Raw genomic sequence first — 19,092 nt, forward strand, 5'->3', positions numbered from 1 at the left:
TGGGTTTGGCTGGAAATCCTATCCGGCCACGCCACAAAATTATTCTGAGGCTACAGTGATCAGCAGCGTATCGGTGTAGCTGGTGCCATCCAGCACATCGTTGGTCTGCCAGGCGCTATTGGCAACAGTGATTTGGAATCTGGCATTGTCGGAACCACTGCAAGAAGCGGCGTTACGATCTAGTCCAGTTAGTGGCTCACCCTCATTAACCACAGTAAAGGGACCGTTAGTGCTGTTGTCGAAGCCGACGCTGTAGGGAACGTCTAGGCCGTTGCCGGAGAGGCTGAAAGCCGTATCGTTATTGCCATCATTGCTTTCAAAGGTAATGCTAAAGGTGGGAAAACCAAAACCGCCGATACAAAAGGCATCACTGGCAACGGCATCGGTCCCCAGGGCAGGGTCGGTAATTGTGATATCGCCGACATCGGCAATTACAATGCTCGGGTTAAAGGTAAGGGTGATATCACTACTGGCACTATTGGTGGCTGCCACGGTGGCGGCCGAAGCGCTGAAAAGCATGCCTGCTGCGAGAGCAGAGGCCAGTGAACGAACTACATTTTTGTGCATGGCGTATCTTCCTGAGCCGTTGGTTATCGTTCTGTGAAAAGCCGCTCGCGAAGATCCTGCACTTGTCAGGGGTAATGCGTTAGTCAAGCTATTCCATCTTTATGGCGGGGATCATACTTTTTTTGTGATGCAAGTCACGTCATTTACGGGTAATTTTTGATTTATGGCGCCTAAAAGATCTTATTGGCGACCAGCTTGTATCTGTGCCCGACGCGCGGCCAGCGCTATAATCCCGCGCCTTTAGAGTCCTTTATTTATCTTCAACCAGGTTTGTCATGACCGTAAGAACCCGAATCGCACCGTCTCCAACCGGTGATCCCCACGTTGGTACCGCCTATATCGCCCTGTTTAATCAGTGTTTTGCCCGCGCCCAGGGCGGCCAGTTTGTGTTGCGCATCGAAGATACTGACCAGCAGCGCAGCACCCCGGAATCCGAGCAGGCGATTCTCGATAGCCTGCGTTGGCTCGGATTGGACTGGCAGGAAGGTCCAGACGTAGGCGGTCCCCATGGCCCCTATCGGCAGAGTGAGCGCGGTGATATCTACAAAACTTACTGCGATGAACTGGTGCAGAAAGGCCATGCCTTCCACTGTTACCGCACCGCCGAAGAGCTGGAGCAGCTGCGCGAAGAACTGCGCGAAGCCGGCCGCACCTCACTGAAACCCAGTGACCTGGCGCTGTCGGAAGAGGACGTAGAGAAGCGTCGCGCCGCCGGAGCCCCCTATGTAGTGCGCATGAACGTACCGGAGAGCGGTACCTGTGTAGTGGAAGATCTGCTGCGCGGTACTATTGAGATCGACTGGGCCCAAGTCGATGCGCAGATTCTGCTCAAGTCCGATGGCATGCCCACTTACCACCTGGCCAACGTGGTGGATGATCACCTGATGGAGATCACTCATGTGCTGCGCGGTGAGGAATGGATTAACTCCGCACCCAAGCACCAGTTGCTATATGAATACTTCGGTTGGGAAATGCCGGTGCTCTGCCACCTGCCGCTGCTGCGCAACCCGGATAAAACCAAACTGTCCAAGCGCAAAAATCCGACTTCTATTCTTTATTACCAGCGTGCCGGATTTATGCCCGAAGCGCTGCTCAACTATCTGGGCCGTATGGGCTGGTCCATGCCGGATGAGCGCGAGAAGTTTGCTCTGGAGGAAATGCTCGAACATTTCGATATCCACCGCGTTTCCCTGGGTGGTCCGGTGTTCGATGTAGAGAAACTGTCCTGGCTGAACGGCCTGTGGATTCGCGAGTTGGAAAATGAGCAGCTTGCCGACCGCCTTATAGACTGGATGTTTAACCGCGAGAACCTGCTTAAGGTACTGCCCCATGCCAAAGAGCGTATGGAGACTTTCGGCGATTTCGCACCGCTGGTGAGCTTCCTTGCCTCCGGTAAGCTGCCGCTCACCGAGGAGAGCTTCAGTGGCAATAAGTTGGAGCTGGATGAGCAGAAGAAATTGCTGCAATTCGCCCTGTGGCGTCTGGAAGCCCTGCGTGCCTGGGACCGCGACAGTATTTTCCAGGCGGTGAAGACTCTATCCACGTCCATGGAGATTAAGCTCAAGGACTTCAACGCGCCCCTGTTTGTTGCCATTAGTGGCACCACCGCCTCCTTCTCTGTGATGGACGCCATGGTACTACTGGGCCCAGACCTCAGCCGCGCCCGCCTGCGCCAGGCCATCGACGCCCTGGGCGGCGCCGGGAAAAAAGTCCTCAAACGTTGGGAGAAAGAGTACGCCTCACTCTCCTAAGTACCCCACAGCCCCCGGTAGGGGGCTGTGCCGGGTAAGTTGCTAACTAATTGATTAAAAAGTTATTTTTTCTGTTGACAGGCGTCTAAACCTTGCTAAAATGCGCCTCGCTTTCAACGGAAACGTTAAGCAAAAAGGATTTGGGGCTATAGCTCAGCTGGGAGAGCGCAACACTGGCAGTGTTGAGGTCAGCGGTTCGATCCCGCTTAGCTCCACCAAATTTCCCTTGTCTATCAAGGGGTTGTGAGAAGAGGGTAATGATCTCTTATCCGGTGAGTAAAAACCGGACAAAACTCACAAGAAAGAAAAAAGGGCCTTTAGGCCCTTTTTTTTCGTCTGAAATTTTACCTTTTCACAAAAAATCCCTTTTAGTCACTCGCTTGCCTGGACAAATATTGATTTCTTCTCATGTGCAACATCAAGCTCTTTGCCTGGGTTAATTAGAATCAACAGCGTCTTCACTCACCCATTCACTGGTAGAGGTGCTATTCAGTTGATTTTTTAAGGGGGCTCAAGGTGTTCTATAGCAGCGAAGATACTTGCACATAACGAAGTTTCTATTGAATTAATTTTTTGCGCATTAAGGAAGATGGTATGAGTGGCAAAAAATCATTTTATTTAGAGCTTGCACGGTTGGGAGAGGTTTTGTCGTTAATACAAGTCCTTGCATATCATAAAGGCACGAGTAGAAGCGAAGAGGGGGTGGGGGGAGAGCTTCAAAGAAAACCAGAATCAGCAGGTTCATGGATAGAGATGGCAGAGGCTCACCCTGAACTATTTCGTGTTCGTGTAAAGGAAGGAAGAAGAAAGCTTGTAGCTTTAGTTTCTGGATAAGTTCTTTCGAGCGAAAAGCTGGGCAGTGGAGAAAGCGTGTCGCCGGTGCGAGGGCCCGAATTATAGAGCCATGGCTTACATCTACAGAAAGGTGCTCCCTAACTTATTGGTTGAATTATGGGTAAAGTGTGTTTTAGAACGGGAAGTTGAGCCGGACGACTTGAGTCAGTGGCTCACTATCCCTGATTGCTATTTAGACAGTGGTTTATAGCCTGTTGTAAATAAAGGCTTTTTTGTGGAGCTTGAAGGCTCCATCCCAGAAATAGTAGCCAAAAGGATAGTGAGCCCCTGGCTCTTTAATAAGCGGTTAGAAAAAATTTTCATTCACAGAAAGAGGAAAGATAGATGTTTAATAGGTTGATAATTGTATTTCTTGGGGTTTTGTTTTTTTCAGGCTGTACAACCCAAAGCAATCATATGACAAGAGTTACACCGGAATCCGTTGTAACAAAACCTGAAGACGGTAAGGCGTTGGTTCATTTCATGAGGCCTTCCAATTATGGCGGAGCAATTCAGTCGACGATTTATAATGACTCTAATTATCTAGGTACAGTATCAGCGCAAACAAGAGTTGCCTACCAAGCGGAACCGGGCAAGCATATGTTTATGGTAATTGGAGAAAATGCAGATTTTCTTGAAGCGAATCTTTTGGAAAATAAAACATACTATGTTTTGGTGTCGCCCAGAATGGGAGTATGGAAGGCTAGGTTTAGTTTAAATCCTGCAAGTGGAGACGTATCTCAACAACAGATTGATAGCTGGTACAATAGCACGGCTGAAGTTGTGCCTAACGAGACTGGTTTAAATTGGGCAAAAAACAAAGCAAGTGAAATTGAAAAATTGAAATCTAAGTATCTGCCTAAGTGGCAACAGAAAGCTGAAAGTGATAAGCAGAGATTAAAGCCAGAAAGCGGCATATGATGTTTCTAGCTAAGTGTTGAACGTGGATCCAGCTACGTTCTACCAGCATGTGGCTCGCTTTCGCTCACGTTGCCACACGCTGGTTTCGCTACACTGGGCCAGTTAACACGGCGTTAGTAGTGATACCAAAAATAAATTAGCCTAAACTTAGATGTTATATATACTAAAAAAATTCTACATTTGATCTCTCTAGCTTCTTTTGCGGGCCTTCTGCTCGCATGCAGCGGTGGCAGCGGCGGAGATAGTTCTGATCCAGTAGAGATGCCCGCTGAAATAGAAAGCTTTACCTCCTCCGAAATACTTTCAATTGATCCTCCTTCTTTTGAAGTTGTTGTACGATTTTCACAGAACGTATCGCGAGAAGACGCTCTCGATATAGGAGTAAAAGTTGTGGTGGCTACCGATGGAGCTGGTGATATTATGGGGCAGGACTTTGCCCTATTTTATAATATGGATTGTCCAAGCGGCTATGAAGATTGCGATCAGACAGATTACTTCTTTACCTGGAGCTATGGAGATATTATAGGCTGGTGCTGCACTCTTGGAGGGCGCGACCTTTCGTATGAACTCACGAATGTAGATGGGTACTTACATTTAACTATGAGCTATCATGGAAAATTTACTAAGAGCACATTTGATAATCTCGTTAGCGGTAACGTCTTAACAAATGTAGAAGCAATTCTTTTCTCTGGGCCAAATAAAGAAACTGTTTTATCAAGGGACTACTACCCGCGGGTGAATGAGTTTACTGATCAACCTGGAGAGTTGAATGATAATATCCGTGATTATGATGGTTCCTCAGGTTTAATTGATATTCAAAGTATTACTATCACTAATTATTTGGCTCCCTAAATTCGTCAAAGGTACTAACAAATTAAGGAAGCGGGACGCCGTAACTAGCCCCCTTCTTGAGGCGTTAAGCATTCATAAAGAACTATGGAAATATTAAAGGTATTATTTCTTTTTATAGCTACTGCCATAGCGGAAATTGTGGGCTGTTATCTCCCATACCTTTGGTTGCGTCAAGGTTATTCTATTTGGATGCTCGTTCCTGCTGCATTAAGCTTGGCATTGTTCGTTTGGTTGCTTACCTTACATCCACAAGCTGCAGGCCGTACATATGCAGCATATGGTGGCGTCTATGTTTCAGTCGCGCTACTTTGGCTTTGGGCAGTAGAATCAACTCGACCAGTAGTCACGGACTTTATCGGTGTTATATTCTGCCTAATTGGGATGGCAATCATCATGCTTGGGCCACGTCATGCTTAAAAAGCGCACCTTGTTCGTCTCTATCGGGGCGGGACGGCTTACGGAACCTTCCCCCCCTACATTGCGGCCGTTGCTGGCGGCGTTATGCCTCTTGAGAGGTAGTGATGTACAAGGAACCTTGGTCAGATATAAATGAATACGTTGAAAGTCATAGCAAGGCTTTACAGCGAGAGTTGTTTAAGGAACTCTCGAAAGATCATTGCTTGTATGGGATTGAGCTTCAAGCTCTCGCAAAGCGTGAAGACCAAGACGATATACTCTTAACTGACCAGAGTGCATTCTATATAGTTCATCTAACTTGGTCTGGTAAGGAGGAGGAAGCTCCTTATCCTAGAACAGAAAAGTTTAGTACGATGGAAGAGTTGCAGGTCAGACTAGATTCTGATTCGGAAGATTTTTAGAGGGCAAGAACAACCATACAAGGTAAGGCAGTGGACGCCGCATACGTGCCGCCCCTTCTCGCAATGTTATGTGTAATCCGAGGCAACAATGAGTAAGAGGATTAGGGGAATCTGTGTTGCGATATATATTGTTCTGGGAACTGTTAGTATTCATTTTCTTGGCGAAATATATGCTTCCAAAATAATGGAGGAACTGGCTAGGAATCCGTCGCCAGATTTGTATGCTAATAATCACGGGTTTCAATACGTAGAGTTCTGGGTTACATGTGGCATAGCCTTGTCATTCGCCCTAGTGCTATCAGCAATGATACTCAATAAGGTTCTGATTAGGCGACATGCCAAAAACACATAAAAAACGCTGTTGTCGCCATGCTCCACATGGCTAGGACAGCCTACACTGCCTTCTGGTTGCCCCAAAGCTGGTTGTTAAACATCGCTCAAAGTTATGGCTAATTTCGAAATAAGAAAAGTTGAGAAAAATGATATTCAAGTCGTTGTGAGCTTGCTGCAACAGCTAGGATATGAGCCATCCATTCAGGCAATTGAATCGCTGATATCAAATCCCATTTGCGATAGCTATGAAACGGTTGTTGGAATTTTAGACAAATCTGTCGTAAGCGTTATGTCTGTCATCTACTTTGACTATTTTCCTTCAGCTGAAAGGTTTTGCCGAATTACAGCCATTGTCGTGGATTCAGATGTCAGGGGGTATGGTGTGGGTACAAGACTAATTGATTTCGCGCGAGATAATGCTGCCGCAAAAGGTTGTAGTACACTTGAAGTAACAACATCGCTCAAACGTGAGTCGACTCAACAGTTTTATGAAAGTATTGGTTTCACCAAAACTTCGTACAAGTATGTTCAAAAACTGAAAAGCAATGTTTAATAAGGCAAGCCAGAGGGACTTCCGCACTGCTTGCTCCAGCCCCTGCTGGCGACGTTATGTGTTGCGAGTATTTCGCGATGAAGGAGTCGAACTGTATGGATGAAAGACTAGTTAAGGCACAAGATTTACTCAAGGATGATGAGGATTACAAAACTATTAAAGGGGTAAGAGTAAGAAAAGGAACTATTGCTGCTACTATAAAAAATATTGCCAAGCTAGAAAGCGCAAACTCAGAACAACGGGCTGCTATTCTCGATGCTATTAAAGAAAATGCCCCTGCATTAGTTGCCCTTGATGTTCATCGATACTTCGAGTGTAGAAACAAGGAAGTAGAGAGAATCTTAGTAAAAGCAGCAATGAGTCTAAATGATAGTAAGAGCATATAATAAGTACCGGCAGTACGGCCCTACAGGCCCGGTCCCCAAAATCGTTGGACGAGTTTCCGCTCCTACGATAAGCGCTTAGCGCTTAGTGCGATAAGTAGTAAAGAGTATTGTAAGTTGAATAGTTTAAGTACGTATACCTTACTGGTTTTTGCTCTGATTGTTGGAGCTTCTCTTGCATCACAAGCGGGGGTGAATTCACAGCTTCGTGTAGCTCTCCATACTCCCATCCAAGCGGCATTTATCTCTTTCTTGATAGGCACGCTCATACTAGGATCTATCTCACTTTTTCAAAGTGAAAGCTGGTTTACTAAAGAGTCAATTACTTCCATACCATGGTGGGCTTGGCTTGGTGGCGCTTTCGGAGCATTCAATATTGCAATGTCTGTATTTTTGGCTCCAAAGCTGGGAGCGCTAGTTTTGGCAATCTCTATTGTTTGTGGCCAAGTTATAGCGTCTCTAGTGCTAGATCATAACGGATGGCTTGGGTATCCCAAGATAGAATTGTCAATTTCAAGGGTGTGTGGCGCGCTACTTATAATAGCAGGTGTACTATTGGTGGCACGTCGGTAGGCATATAACAAGTTGCTGAAATTCGTTACGGCTATCGTTTAGCAAAGTGTTAACTATTGGGGTTAGGTTTTGTGAACTCTGTTTTAAAGTCTAATTTTTATAATGGCATTATTAAAGATCTAGAGTCTCACTATGACTATTCAAAGAAGCACATGGGACTTAATGATGGGCAATCTCTGCACTATGCTGACGAGTATGTAATCAATCGTGGATCTGAGCATGAAGAGTTTGTCGTATCATATATAGCATTTATGAGATTGGCAGAAAATCATCAACATACGCTCTCCTATGAGAGTGAAGATGAGCTTTGGATTGTGGATGAATTTAAGTGGCGTTATGAAAAAGTGCGCGCGGTATTTGACGAGCTTGAGAAAAAATCACCTGATCTTCCTTTTGTTAAAGACTTAATTTTCTTTAGAGATATGTATAATCTTGGAGAAAGTTGAAGATGGGTAAGACTTATCAGAACGATGTGCAAGACCTATGTCTTCGGTCGTTTCAATATGTATCCAATTTATTCAATATTGCGTGTTAAAAAACTGCGATTTAGGCTTTTGTTCTGTGCGCCGGGCATTCAAGGAGAAAATAAGATGCACCGATTTCTGAAGGTTTTTTTTAGCATATTTATATTTTATGTGCCAATAATTTATGCTGGCGAACAATCTGAGAATTTAATGTCGGAATTTGCGAAATGCGGAGGATTTACAAACTATCCAGAAATTGAGGTTTGTTTTTCAGAGGTTTATAATGAAAGTGATAAATTTCTTAATAAAGAATATTCTCAGCTAATGCAATATTTAGATGGCTTAGAGAATAAAACCCATAAGAAAAGACTTGTAAGTACACAGAGAACTTGGGTCAAGTTTAGAGATTCCGATTGCAATTTTTATAGTGATGGGCAGGCAATTCGAATGAATATATGTTTGTCAGAAAGGACAATTCAGAGACTTAAAGAGTTAGAAAACTTCAATACTAATTACGCCATGGGCTGTAATGGTTGTCCATGGTGACATGCCATGCAAATGCTGTAGGCCGGCGATCAACATTGTACATTTTATGTGAGGTTGTTTCGCTCACATTATCAAGCATCAAGCATCAAGCATCAAGCATCAAGCATCAAGCATCAAGCATGCGGGGTTGGCTGTGCGTTAGTGGGGCGTTATCGTCGATCGCTTCTATAACGGTTAGCTATTCTTAAAATAACCCGGCTAAACCCCTGTGGTAGCTTGGATTACAGCAGGGTAATCAACGGAGGAAAGGGGATCTGCGCAAAGTGGTGCAGGTTTTCGCCTCCGTATACCTCCGTCAAAGTATTCCCCGCCGTCTTTATATTAACATTTTAGATAATACTTATAATGGTGAAAATATATCTCGCTCTTGATAAACCTAAATAACACCATACAATTTGGTTACATTTTCTGACCTATATATAACACTTATATTTACTCCCTTACTTTTAGTCTATAAGTTTCGAATTGTGGATCTATAGAGGACCAATAGAATGTTAAAACGTTTAACCGTGTCTATTCTCAGTCTCATAATGCTATTCGGCATATCCCTCATATTTTCCCAAGAAAATATAAAGCCGTTTGTTTTTACTGCCATCCCGGACCAGGATCCGGTACGCTTACAGAAACGTTTTGGCAAAGTTGCACAGTATTTATCTGATACGCTAGGGGTTGAGGTTAAGTACTTACCAGTAGAGTCTTATAGCGATACGGTCGAAGCTTTTAAAAATAATAAAGTTCAATTGGCTTGGTTCGGTGGTTTTACTGGGGTGCAGGCTCGTATTGCGGATCCTGGCGCCAAAGCCATTGCTCAAGGTGAAGAAGATCAAAATTTTACTTCCTACTTTATTGCCAATAAAAGCACCGGACTCAAACCGTCAGAAGACTTTCCCCGTGGTATAGAGGGTATGACGTTTACTTTCGGTTCAGAACACTCTACTTCTGGACGACTAATGCCGGAATATTTTATCCGAAAGGCATTCGGTAAGTCTCCAGCCGATGTGTTTAGCCACGTTGGTTTTGGTGGCCACCATTCCAATACCTTGGATCATGTGCAGTCTGGGAAATATCAGGTTGGAGCCCTGAATCACAAAGTGTGGGAGAATGAAAAGAAAGCTGGCAAAGTGGATGAGAGTAAAGTACAAGTGATCTGGAAAACTCCGGGATATCCAGATTACAACTGGACAATTCGTTGAGATGTCGATGATACCTGGGGTGATGGATTCACAGACAAGGTACAACAGGCGATTTTGAATATGCGTGATCCAAAACTACTTGCCGCATTTCCTCGTAAAGAGTTTATCAAAGCCGATAACTCAATGTACCAACCAATCGTGGAGATTGCCCACGAAATTGGCTTGTTGAATAATGAGTAAGCGAATTGGGTTCAAATTTTCCCTTCTGAACGGTGTATTGTTTACCTAAGAGGCCTCATGAAGAGTCATGAAAAATCTTGGCTATTACAAGCTGAACCGATCAAAGAAGATATGCTACTTAGAGCCCAGTAATAATATTGAAACTTTGGGCAGAATAGAGCTTTAGTAAATTTATTATAATTCTAACTAGTCTAGGTGCTGGACTAGTATTTATCTTAGTGTTAAAAATTTCCCCTATTAAAACTCCCTTCCTATTACTTGCCTATCCAAATAGATACTAATCTCCTCATAATCAATACCGTGTCGCGCTTAATAAGACTGAGTAACCCGCTCATCAGTATGTGCCATCAATTGCTGCAATGACTGCACGTCGAATCACACTCGCTTAAACCGGTCTGAGGCCAGGCTGCGCACTTCATGGAAGCTGGGTGGCGTTTGGTTTTTGGGGAAGCCGATATAGAGCCCGGTAGCGTTGCGGGCTTCGGTAAGCATATCACTTAACCGGTCGGGTATTACTTGGCAAACATGCTCTTTAATTTTTCCCGTTCGCCGTTGCATAGGTATATGACTCAGTATGTAGTGGCAGCGGTAATTTCTTGGGCTGAATTCTCTGGCGCGACTAATAAGTTTGTCAAGTTGTTGGTGGGTTTTTAAATTAAAACTCAAATGGCTGGCGGCGAGGCTACCCCTTTGCGCTTCAGATTTATTAATCGTTTTGCGAAGGTGGTCACCTTGCAGTTGTTTCTCAAAGTTCAGCTCACAAATATCGGCGCGGCGCATGGTGGGTAGCATACTGATACCCATAGCAATCTGTAGCGCTGCATAGCCTAATTCCTCGGCTTTTTCATAGATGGTCCAGTAAGCTTCCAGGGTTAAGCGTTAGCGTTTTTTAATCGTCCAGTAGGCGCGGTGTGCGTGCTGTTGGTGATAGGTGAGAGATTCCCACCATTTGCGTAGATCTACTAATTTGGCTTTATGTATAGAGATGGCTTCGAAGTCTCCGACAAACCTTTTCAGGGCGCTACAATGATTGCGCCAGATGGACTTGTTGGATAGGCGTTGGTAATTTTCAATGTGCCAGTCTATATAGCATGCAGCGTGGTAGGTAAAGCTAGCTCTATCAGGAGCTTTTGCTGGCTTGCGTTCTACCTTCAAACCACGCTGAGTATTGGCTTGCTCGGCCATTCGGATTGCTTCTTCAGGTGATGCAGAGAAGACTTTATCCTTCGGGTCTGGGCGACGATAACGCCAATATTTTTCCCCGCCGCGAGCATCTGGGTAGAGGTTTTCTGGGAGTGGTATATCGCCCCATATGTGGGACTTTTTAGGTCTGGCCATTTCTTTGCTCGGCTACTGCTTAATCTGCTCTCAGCCTGCCAACAGGTCTAACCCGCTTCTGGGCTGACCAGCGTTGGCGGCGGTGTTCTGTGCTGGGGTTTTTCCGCTGTGATCGCGTATGGCGAACTGTCGGCATCCAAATAGGGCTCCTCGGTGATGATCTAGCCGGGGATATGCTCGGCCACAATCCACTCGGGGATTTTATCTTTGCCGGGGCGGGAGACTTTTCGAATTGCTCTTTGGCCCAGGCTGTTCCTTTTACCAGCTTACTCATTGGACAGCCCTCCATGGTGTACTAGGGCAAACCCCTGGCCGCTGCGTGTAGTTGTGCCTGTCTGTTATAGGGCGTCGAAAAAGGGTTCAACAGTGGGGTGTCTGAGACACATATCGTTAATGATGTTGAGCATCACTGGCTTGTGCCCGAATTCGCTGGCGCGGATGGACTGGGTCAATAGTTGCTTTTCTTCGTTCAGGAGGCTGGCTTGGTCTTGTTGCTTCGGGCTGTTACAGCTATGTTGTGGGGCCTTTAGCTACCGTTGCATCGATATTAAAAGCGAATAGCGTAACCAGGGCCCGTTATACAGGTGATGATAGCCTGGCCGAGAAAGCTGATATACTGAAGATTTAATACCTATGAGTTTAGGGGGTTATTCTGCTATAGGAGAGATTGGTATACCAGATTGTTACAATTGCTGCTTTTCACAGTGGGTGCTTAGAAACCTAACGGCAGCGACAATACTGATCTCTGCCAGTAGGGGCAAGGAACAGAGCTGGGCATAGCCACTCTTTTGTCCTCGGCTGAGCGGGTAAAGTTGAATTTGTTCAGTTCCAGGGCCACAACAGTCCCGCTAAAATTCTAATGGGATCCAGTAATTTAATACTTTTCTCAGCGGGGCATTGATACGGAAGACCTAATGGTCAATCTGGTTTTCGAGAGCTTGCCCACTCTCATCTAGTTGGGAAGAAACACTTCAACAACCCCTTGGCATTCTCATCTAACTTCCGTTCTTAGGAGTGCTACAGCTTAGTAAAATAAATTTTAAAAATTATATTTAGTCGATCGGCTGGTGATCCAAAATTAGTATCCGTTACCGAAGCTTATGGTATTATACAGTGCCTGATTTTGCTTTATCTATCCATTTCACCGCTAGGCTCACTGACTGCTTATTTTTTTGTTCCGTGGGTGGTTAACAGCTTGGATGATCGCCCACCAATGCCGCCAGCTAGATATCTTATCCTTGGCTTTTATCAACAATACTGGGCGCCCGTTAATATCAATGCGGCCTGGAACGTGCTTCACTCCCACCTCGGGACTCATGCGATTGTGGCTTTTCGTGGTAGGTGAGGCTGTCAGTAAGGTTATCTGATCAAGCAATAAATGATTGAGTAGCTAACTTTCTTGATGTACTTCGCCAGCGTCATGTGTTGGGGTATCTTTTCAGAGTTTGCATTTTTCAGTTAGTGATTGATTTGCGTCCTCATGGCGACAACACGCAAGCCCGCCCCCCACGTTTCAATGTCTGCGGGAGAGCACCCACTGTGTGTTAAGGACTAAAGCATTTTTGCTCTAGATAGACAGTTTTGTTGTATCGGTTGAGTAATTGAGCAATTATACAATAATAGTTCTGGCCGTTGAGGACTTCGATCTGCTAGAAGCTGTTTCGTAACTTGAAATCAGTTATTCTTGCGACTTCATGGAATGATAAGACCAGTAAGTGTGAGTAGATTTAAGTCAGAATTAACCGACGCCCAGTGGAAATTGATTGAGCCTTGCCTTCCCCAGCTAAAACGTGGAAAAGGAGGTCCCAAACCCATTGATAACTGTGCATGTTTTGAAGGTATCTTGTGGATTTTGCGCTCAGGAGCACGATGGAAGGGAAGGATCTCCCCCATCTTACCCTTCGCCGGGTACTTGCTGGAGAAGGCTCCAGTTTTGGGAAGAGAAGGCGCTTGGTTGAAGGCTTGGAGAAAATTTCTCGGACAGCTCGATCAAAGATCCCTGCTTAATTGAGAAGAAGTCTTTTCGGATAGTAGCTTTGCTTTAGCAAAAAAGGGGAGCAGAAGTCTGAAAAACTAAGCGGGGCAAGGGTACAAAGCGGATGGTGGTGGTCGGTGGTGAAGGTATTCCATTGGGAGGCACCGTTACTTCGGCCTCACCAGGAGAAGTAAATTTTTTACATCCACTACTCGATGTTACCTATGAAAATACAAAAATTCGACGACTAGTGTACGACAAGGCTGCAGATTCTGATCCACTACGCCATAGTTTGGCCCGCCGTGAAATTGATCTGATTTTCCCTCACAGTAGGAATAGAAGAAAACCTTCGAAACAAGATGGCAGAAAGCTTAGGAGATATGTGCGACGCTGGAAAGTTGAGCGAACTTTTGCATGGCTAGGGAACTACCGTCGTTTAGTCGTTAGGTGGGATCGCTACTTATCTTCATACAGAGCTTTTTTCTATATTGCCTGCATGTTAATTACGCTAAAGAAGTTATGAAACAGCTTCTAGTGTTATTTCAAGAGCTATAAGCCTCTTTCGGTAGCGCCAAGTGTGTTAGTTGTTGTGAAAATCTAGGGGTGACTGCGGCTGCTGGTGCGTATGGGTTTATATGGTTTGTAATATTTCTCTATGATTGTTGAGCTGACTGGGTATTTAAAATGCATAATTTTTCTGGTTGTAATGATATTGAGGGTTTAGTGAGTGCGCACTTCTTTGAACGACTCACTTAGACTTCATTTGCAGTAGTAAATTCTATTTTTATAGGTTTTGAGGGTAAAAAATGCTAGATTAAGCCCCGTAAAAAAGCTAAAATTCATCGGCTTTTTTGCTAGCAAGGACTACATAACGTTTTTGTCTGCTTCTGAAATTTTTTGAAGTGAGAGTCTGTGGTCCGAGGAAAAATTTACAATAAATTTCTTAGTTTAATTTTTAAGGTGTGTTTATGAGATTGGGTATTTTATTCTTTTTTATGTCCTGGTCTAGTTTTGCGTTGTCAGCTACTCAGGATGTTACTATTTCGGGGGTGGGAATTAGTGAATCTACAAAAACCATTTTTATTGATGTTTCTCCTAACATTATTAATAGTCCGTGTACAAATAAAACTCAAGTCAGAATCTCTATCAATGATAGTGAAATTCATAAAGAGGTTTTTTCTGCGGCCTTAGCAGCCTTAGCGGCTAAAAAAACAGTAAATGTTGGATATAGTGATTTGAATACTGCAGAGTGTTTATCTGGAGCACCAGTAATTCAAACATTTTACGTAAGACAATAGTGACTGAGCTATTCAAAAAACAAAGTGTTCATTCATTTGTTTTAATTTGGGGATATATATTTTTAATATTTAGGTTGTGTTAAAAGAAAAATCTAAGTGGTCGTGAGAAATGCTCGATGAATCCATTAGGTGCAGCTTGCCAAGAATATCTAACCTATTTTCAGTGTAGATGTGGCCTTTATCTATCTTCGATGAGGCTCTTGGTTTATTTGTATTATGTGTTATTTTTTAAAGATTAGAGTCTCGCTTCAGGCATTTATTTTAAATCGGGTTCAAAATTAAGGGTGTCAATAATTGTTCAGATACCCTTCAGTTAAAAGATGCATTTTAACTGATTGTTCAAAATATTTTTCTTAAATGAAGGTAAATATATGTTGAAAAAACTATTGGTTGCGTTGCCAGTTGCTCTTTGTTGCAGTGCTTATGCAGGGAATGATCAGGTGCCAATTGATCGAGAAATTTACAGAGTTAAGACCTACAAAGGGTTTGCAGTAGTATATTTTAAACCTGGTTTCCCTAATACTCAAGGCTGTGCCCATGCCACTCAAGAGCAAGTTATATTAGAGTTTACTGACGATGGAAGCACTAAAGAAATGTATTCGTCAATACTTGCTGCAGCTGCAGCAAAGAAAAAAGTAGGATTCGGTATTAGTGGCTGTACCTCCGAATCATTAGGTTATCCAACTATCTACAGAGTGGATGTAGATTATTAAGATGCTTAATCTGGAGAGAAATTAATATTTTTCTGCTTTAGGTTATATTAAAAATGTATGTGGTTTTAAAATGAATAAAACTTTTTCTGCGATTTGCTTGTCGCTTATATCAAATAGTGTATTGGCCTCTACATATGATCAGATTTTAGCTGAGTATAATGGTGGGGTAATTGGTAGCGTAAATAACTGTGGTGTTAATTTTTCTGTGGCACCACAGTACTTAAGAGGGGCTGGCTCAGTTCAAATGCACGCACCTGGCGAGTATTTTTATGGGATTTCTTCTTTGGGAGAGGCTGGTGTTGTCTCAGTAGTTAAAAATGGGGATGTGTTTTATAGCCCTAATGCATTGGACCTGAGTGGGGGCGGTAGCACGATAAAGTTAGGTAATGTTGGAAGTTTTGATAATTTTTCTGTACGGCCAAGTGTCGTAGAGGTTGAAGATGAAGCAAAGGTGCTTATCCTGAGGGAAAAATTTGGCGCTCTTAGTGTCGATGTTTTTAACTCCTCAGGACCTTTGGGGTCCTATTTTTTTACCATGTATGATTTTATTGGGTACGCTAATGGAGATATTTTTGCTCAAACTAAGGAGGGGGATATAAGATCATTTGGATCTATAAATGATCTTATTAGTTCAACAGGTAGTAAATTTATTGAGAATACTTCAAAGGCCATTCAGGCGGTTCGATCTTACAATGGTGGTGTTCTTACGGTGGCGGATGGGGGGTTATATTATTCGTCAAATGCAGATAAGTTGATAGGTGGAGAGAACGTAGAAAATTTATATCCAGAGAATAATGGAAAAATCGATGAGGTAATAGTTGTATCTGGTGAGCCTAAATATATTCCAATCGCAGCTTCCGACCCTATGTTCTTCATTCCTGTAAAAAATGATAATATTGTTTATACAACGAAGGAAGGGGCAATTAATTGGAATGCGGAAAGTGCTCTACACCCAGTAAATCTTGACCTGTTAAAGCGCAAGTTGCCGGATAATTCTATTTGGGATGCCTATGAAATTGATAGATCTGTTAATTTGTTAAATTTTCGAAAAGGAAAAGAATACGGGGCTGGTTTTTTTGCAGCAGAAAGTGTTCTTAATGAAACAACCGGTATAGCCGTTGGGCTAAATGGAAGACCCGCCACAGTAGAGCTTTATGATAAGGGTTGGCACGATTGGGAGTATAAGTGGAGATCTAAAGGTGAAGTAACTGGTTCTTTCTCATATGTATATGACGGTTCATTTATTGGTGAAAATGAAATTAAGGTTGAGGCAAACAACTCTTGTGCGATAGTTGCAGCGGTTACATATGAAAAATTGACGCCATTCCAATTTTCACAAAGTTTGGGCAGCATATATGGCATGGCAGAGGGCAGCAGCGGCAGTCTACCAGGATTTGGCTCTCACGGAGTAATTCCATATACGAAATGGCCAATGTTAAATTCCTTTTTCTCAGCTTGTAATTTGATTTCAGGAATTAATATATTGGGTTTTGATCTGAATAAGGATAAGCTAGCACGCTATGGTTGCCCCAAAAAATCACCCACAGAGTATACAATCCCTGATTTTAACCCTAATGCTGGACAACATTTTAATTTCACAAATGGAGAGGTTGTTTGGGATACGGCAGGTTAGGATATTGGTTTTATAAATTAATATAAAATACTAAATAAGATTTAAGTTTAGCCCTCTGATAGTGGGGGCTAAATAATATGTTGCTACGTTAATTTTACTGTTATATGAAAACTACAAGGAATGTAAATCTCAGTCGAGTATGGCGTATCTTGAGGAAATGTGGTTTAAGCCAGGATAAATCATATACAAATGATTATTTGAATTTTATTTTCGAGTTGAAGAGCATGAAAAAAAATAGAAAGGTCAATAGTAGTCATGGTGCTACCTAAGTCGAAGCTTTGGTAGCAATATATGGTAATATTGCAGTACAAAAAGTAGCAGGAAAGGTTTTCATAATTTTATTGATTAATATATTATTATGTTGTCACTTTGATTGAGCTATGTATTAAGGAGTGTTAATTTTTATGAAAATGTTTGACCTATCCTTCGGATTACTCTTGGTGCTACTGTCTGGTAACAGCTTTGCATCAAGTACAATTGAGCCTGATAAAACCATTGAAGGTATTACTACCTATAAATACTATGCAGTTATTAAATTCTCACCAGATGCTAGCGGTGGTGAAGTAGCGGAAGGCTGCGCTTCGGGGTCCAGCAACCATGTGGTCATAGAATTTGACCGCAATGATGGGACAGATGCACATGATACGAAAGAGCAGTTTTCATCTTTATTATCTGCATATTTTGCAAAATCTGCTACCGTAGGTTTCGGTTTAGAGGGTTGTAGGGATGGCAACGGAAATAATTACCCGTTGATTTATAGAGTGGATATATAAATATCTGCTAGGGTTTCTCAGCTTTATACGGGCGGAAATCAAGCCGCCCTGAAAGCATCGATAGGGCAGCAAAGATTTAGTCATGTGAAACACTAATCCTGGCAGCTTAGAAATAAATTCTTAGTCTCTATCAGAAACAGTAAATCCAAGCTGGCTCTAGTATTTATATCATTGAGGATATAAAGTACATCCTACTTGCTACATTAGTGGAAACATCAAGGGTATAAGGAAAACTAACCAGGCCTTTTACGGCTGATTCAATTACTGCAACGATTATTTATAAGGCCATGTAGATATTGGTCAATACTGAGTAAGCTCATATTCAAAAAATTTATCATTCATGTACAGCTTACAATTAAGACATTTGTACGCTATTAACGAGATGAGTGAGCTGCTTGAGGTTGGAATAGGGCAGTTTCCGTTTAAGATACAATGACTAATCTTTTTGTGTGCTGAAGACTGGCAGTGTTGAGATAAGCGGTTTGATCCCGCTTAACTTCACAATATTTCCCTTGCATATCAAGGGTTTGCGAGAAGAATCTCACGGCTTCTTGTCAAGTGAACATAAACGTGAACACAAACTCGCAAGAAAGAAAAAAGAGCCTTCAGGGCTCTTTTTTTCTTCTGAAATTTCTAGCCCTTTCTATTCATAAGTTAGCCCAAGGGTTGATGCTTTTTTTTGTTGGGATGGGCTTTATCTTCCGCCTGCGTTTCGATTCTCTGGAGAGGATCTGAGTAATGAGCTTATTTACAATGGTTTACTTGTTGTCAGCTTTAATTTATTGATTCAATTTCTGTGATGCTCATATGAGGCTTTGTAAGAGTGTAAGATTCGCATAACTGCGGTTTAAAAAACGTTTAGTGAAGCTCTTGATGAGCTGATTCTTCCTAGTTACCCAGAAGATCCACGAAACTCTACACTTTACTACTGTTGGTCGACTCAAGCTAAAAAAATTGGCAGTGCAAAAGAGAATGTTCTATCTGCTGCTGATAAAGTAGAAGAAGTTGAGAAAACTATAACTAACCTCCGAGATCAAGAGCTGGATTTACCTCAAGAATCTGTAAATTTCAGGGCTAATGTCTAGTCCTTTAAAATGCAATTAAAGGACATTCAAAATCCAGTTGGAGCAATAAAAAAGTACTTATCGCAGATCAGATATCGCAGTTACTAAAGCTATTTGATAGAAAATATAGATATTTATTGAAGACGCGGACCTACATTGGTTTATAGTTGATTATGCTTTTCCGATAAGTCTTTCATGCATTGAGATATACAGTATCCAATCCCTATGAACAACTCAAATAATGATATGCGATTAGTGAAAATCTACATCTTAACTTCGAAGTATGTTTAGGGGATGTAATATAAAATCCTTCTCAGATCGAATCGTAAT

The 19,092-nt window shown here is 42.8% G+C and carries 20 protein-coding genes, 1 tRNA gene and 1 pseudogene; 19 read left to right on the forward strand and 3 right to left on the reverse strand.

Going from position 1 to position 19,092, the window contains the following annotated elements; translation table 11 throughout:
• Window positions 1-39: 39 nt before the first annotated feature.
• Window positions 40-567, reverse strand: coding sequence for a hypothetical protein (locus tag ACJJIO_RS13865; RefSeq protein ID WP_444908789.1), 528 nt, complete (start codon window positions 565-567; stop codon window positions 40-42).
• Window positions 568-842: 275 nt separating this feature from the next.
• Here ACJJIO_RS13865 and gltX point away from each other — a divergent pair, with 275 nt between their 5' ends.
• The 13 genes from gltX to ACJJIO_RS13930 all read left to right on the forward strand — a co-directional run bounded on the left by gltX (window position 843) and on the right by ACJJIO_RS13930 (window position 9,788).
• Entirely contained in the window at window positions 843-2,318 is a 1,476-nt protein-coding gene (gene gltX, locus ACJJIO_RS13870; protein ID WP_444908790.1) for a glutamate--tRNA ligase, read from the forward strand.
• Between the two features lie 142 nt (window positions 2,319-2,460).
• Window positions 2,461-2,536 (forward strand) — tRNA-Ala (locus tag ACJJIO_RS13875).
• A gap of 376 nt (window positions 2,537-2,912) precedes the next feature.
• Window positions 2,913-3,152 (forward strand): hypothetical protein, encoded by a 240-nt coding sequence (locus ACJJIO_RS13880; protein ID WP_444908791.1) that lies wholly within the window; start codon window positions 2,913-2,915, stop codon window positions 3,150-3,152.
• A 345-nt stretch (window positions 3,153-3,497) separates the two neighbouring features.
• Window positions 3,498-4,073 carry a hypothetical protein gene (locus ACJJIO_RS13885; RefSeq protein WP_444908792.1) on the forward strand — a complete coding sequence of 192 codons (576 nt, stop codon included), beginning with the start codon at window positions 3,498-3,500 and terminating at the stop codon, window positions 4,071-4,073.
• A gap of 261 nt (window positions 4,074-4,334) precedes the next feature.
• Window positions 4,335-4,925: a hypothetical protein gene (locus ACJJIO_RS13890; protein WP_444908793.1), complete on the forward strand. Its 591-nt coding sequence runs from the start codon at window positions 4,335-4,337 to the stop codon at window positions 4,923-4,925.
• Window positions 4,926-5,009: 84 nt separating this feature from the next.
• Window positions 5,010-5,342, forward strand: coding sequence for a YnfA family protein (locus ACJJIO_RS13895; protein ID WP_444908794.1), 333 nt, complete (start codon window positions 5,010-5,012; stop codon window positions 5,340-5,342).
• Window positions 5,343-5,446: 104 nt separating this feature from the next.
• Window positions 5,447-5,743 carry a hypothetical protein gene (locus ACJJIO_RS13900; RefSeq protein ID WP_252084716.1) on the forward strand — a complete coding sequence of 99 codons (297 nt, stop codon included), beginning with the start codon at window positions 5,447-5,449 and terminating at the stop codon, window positions 5,741-5,743.
• Between the two features lie 445 nt (window positions 5,744-6,188).
• Entirely contained in the window at window positions 6,189-6,629 is a 441-nt protein-coding gene (locus ACJJIO_RS13905; protein WP_444908795.1) for a GNAT family N-acetyltransferase, read from the forward strand.
• 95 nt (window positions 6,630-6,724) lie between these two features.
• On the forward strand, window positions 6,725-7,015 hold the full coding sequence (locus ACJJIO_RS13910; protein ID WP_444908796.1) for a hypothetical protein: 291 nt from the start codon (window positions 6,725-6,727) through the stop codon (window positions 7,013-7,015).
• Window positions 7,016-7,129: 114 nt separating this feature from the next.
• The gene (locus ACJJIO_RS13915; RefSeq protein ID WP_444908797.1) at window positions 7,130-7,585 is read left to right on the forward strand and encodes a DMT family transporter; all 456 of its coding nucleotides are present in this window, start codon (window positions 7,130-7,132) and stop codon (window positions 7,583-7,585) included.
• 71 nt (window positions 7,586-7,656) lie between these two features.
• A complete protein-coding gene (locus ACJJIO_RS13920) occupies window positions 7,657-8,031 on the forward strand; it encodes a hypothetical protein (protein ID WP_444908798.1) in 375 nt (124 codons plus the stop codon).
• Between the two features lie 144 nt (window positions 8,032-8,175).
• Window positions 8,176-8,595 carry a lysozyme inhibitor LprI family protein gene (locus tag ACJJIO_RS13925; RefSeq protein ID WP_444908799.1) on the forward strand — a complete coding sequence of 140 codons (420 nt, stop codon included), beginning with the start codon at window positions 8,176-8,178 and terminating at the stop codon, window positions 8,593-8,595.
• Between the two features lie 491 nt (window positions 8,596-9,086).
• Entirely contained in the window at window positions 9,087-9,788 is a 702-nt protein-coding gene (locus ACJJIO_RS13930) for a putative selenate ABC transporter substrate-binding protein (RefSeq protein WP_444908800.1), read from the forward strand.
• 555 nt (window positions 9,789-10,343) lie between these two features.
• On the opposite strand, the gene ACJJIO_RS13935 is transcribed toward ACJJIO_RS13930, so the two are convergent.
• A complete protein-coding gene (locus ACJJIO_RS13935; protein WP_444908801.1) occupies window positions 10,344-10,772 on the reverse strand; it encodes a hypothetical protein in 429 nt (142 codons plus the stop codon).
• Window positions 10,773-10,847: 75 nt separating this feature from the next.
• Window positions 10,848-11,306 carry a phage integrase Arm DNA-binding domain-containing protein gene (locus ACJJIO_RS13940; protein ID WP_444908802.1) on the reverse strand — a complete coding sequence of 153 codons (459 nt, stop codon included), beginning with the start codon at window positions 11,304-11,306 and terminating at the stop codon, window positions 10,848-10,850.
• A 1,699-nt stretch (window positions 11,307-13,005) separates the two neighbouring features.
• Between ACJJIO_RS13940 and ACJJIO_RS13945 the strand changes: the two genes are divergently transcribed.
• The 6 genes and pseudogenes from ACJJIO_RS13945 (at window position 13,006) to ACJJIO_RS13970 (ending at window position 17,698) form a co-directional block, all read left to right on the forward strand.
• Window positions 13,006-13,317: a transposase gene (locus tag ACJJIO_RS13945; RefSeq protein ID WP_444908803.1), complete on the forward strand. Its 312-nt coding sequence runs from the start codon at window positions 13,006-13,008 to the stop codon at window positions 13,315-13,317.
• A gap of 76 nt (window positions 13,318-13,393) precedes the next feature.
• Window positions 13,394-13,804: pseudogene (locus tag ACJJIO_RS13950) on the forward strand (transposase); the annotation flags it as partial.
• Window positions 13,805-14,249: 445 nt separating this feature from the next.
• Window positions 14,250-14,579: a hypothetical protein gene (locus ACJJIO_RS13955; RefSeq protein ID WP_444908804.1), complete on the forward strand. Its 330-nt coding sequence runs from the start codon at window positions 14,250-14,252 to the stop codon at window positions 14,577-14,579.
• 371 nt (window positions 14,580-14,950) lie between these two features.
• On the forward strand, window positions 14,951-15,292 hold the full coding sequence (locus ACJJIO_RS13960) for a hypothetical protein (protein ID WP_444908805.1): 342 nt from the start codon (window positions 14,951-14,953) through the stop codon (window positions 15,290-15,292).
• A gap of 70 nt (window positions 15,293-15,362) precedes the next feature.
• Window positions 15,363-16,925: a hypothetical protein gene (locus ACJJIO_RS13965; RefSeq protein ID WP_444908806.1), complete on the forward strand. Its 1,563-nt coding sequence runs from the start codon at window positions 15,363-15,365 to the stop codon at window positions 16,923-16,925.
• A 404-nt stretch (window positions 16,926-17,329) separates the two neighbouring features.
• Complete coding sequence (locus tag ACJJIO_RS13970; RefSeq protein WP_444908807.1) at window positions 17,330-17,698, forward strand: hypothetical protein; 369 nt, start codon at window positions 17,330-17,332, stop codon at window positions 17,696-17,698.
• Window positions 17,699-19,092 lie beyond the last annotated feature (1,394 nt).

This window comes from Microbulbifer mixtoriginis (SeqCode), assembly GCF_052467235.1.

Bases quoted from the DNA above. Each gene is read 5' to 3' on its own strand.
- ACJJIO_RS13865 (WP_444908789.1), bottom strand. From the start codon at position 567: ATGCACAAAAATGTAGTTCGTTCACTGGCCTCTGCTCTCGCAGCAGGC.
- gltX (WP_444908790.1), top strand. From the start codon at position 843: ATGACCGTAAGAACCCGAATCGCACCGTCTCCAACCGGTGATCCCCAC.
- ACJJIO_RS13880 (WP_444908791.1), top strand. From the start codon at position 2,913: ATGAGTGGCAAAAAATCATTTTATTTAGAGCTTGCACGGTTGGGAGAG.
- ACJJIO_RS13885 (WP_444908792.1), top strand. From the start codon at position 3,498: ATGTTTAATAGGTTGATAATTGTATTTCTTGGGGTTTTGTTTTTTTCA.
- ACJJIO_RS13890 (WP_444908793.1), top strand. From the start codon at position 4,335: ATGCCCGCTGAAATAGAAAGCTTTACCTCCTCCGAAATACTTTCAATT.
- ACJJIO_RS13895 (WP_444908794.1), top strand. From the start codon at position 5,010: ATGGAAATATTAAAGGTATTATTTCTTTTTATAGCTACTGCCATAGCG.
- ACJJIO_RS13900 (WP_252084716.1), top strand. From the start codon at position 5,447: ATGTACAAGGAACCTTGGTCAGATATAAATGAATACGTTGAAAGTCAT.
- ACJJIO_RS13905 (WP_444908795.1), top strand. From the start codon at position 6,189: ATGGCTAATTTCGAAATAAGAAAAGTTGAGAAAAATGATATTCAAGTC.
- ACJJIO_RS13910 (WP_444908796.1), top strand. From the start codon at position 6,725: ATGGATGAAAGACTAGTTAAGGCACAAGATTTACTCAAGGATGATGAG.
- ACJJIO_RS13925 (WP_444908799.1), top strand. From the start codon at position 8,176: ATGCACCGATTTCTGAAGGTTTTTTTTAGCATATTTATATTTTATGTG.
- ACJJIO_RS13930 (WP_444908800.1), top strand. From the start codon at position 9,087: ATGTTAAAACGTTTAACCGTGTCTATTCTCAGTCTCATAATGCTATTC.
- ACJJIO_RS13935 (WP_444908801.1), bottom strand. From the start codon at position 10,772: ATGGGTATCAGTATGCTACCCACCATGCGCCGCGCCGATATTTGTGAG.
- ACJJIO_RS13940 (WP_444908802.1), bottom strand. From the start codon at position 11,306: ATGGCCAGACCTAAAAAGTCCCACATATGGGGCGATATACCACTCCCA.
- ACJJIO_RS13945 (WP_444908803.1), top strand. From the start codon at position 13,006: ATGATAAGACCAGTAAGTGTGAGTAGATTTAAGTCAGAATTAACCGAC.
- ACJJIO_RS13955 (WP_444908804.1), top strand. From the start codon at position 14,250: ATGAGATTGGGTATTTTATTCTTTTTTATGTCCTGGTCTAGTTTTGCG.
- ACJJIO_RS13960 (WP_444908805.1), top strand. From the start codon at position 14,951: ATGTTGAAAAAACTATTGGTTGCGTTGCCAGTTGCTCTTTGTTGCAGT.
- ACJJIO_RS13965 (WP_444908806.1), top strand. From the start codon at position 15,363: ATGAATAAAACTTTTTCTGCGATTTGCTTGTCGCTTATATCAAATAGT.
- ACJJIO_RS13970 (WP_444908807.1), top strand. From the start codon at position 17,330: ATGAAAATGTTTGACCTATCCTTCGGATTACTCTTGGTGCTACTGTCT.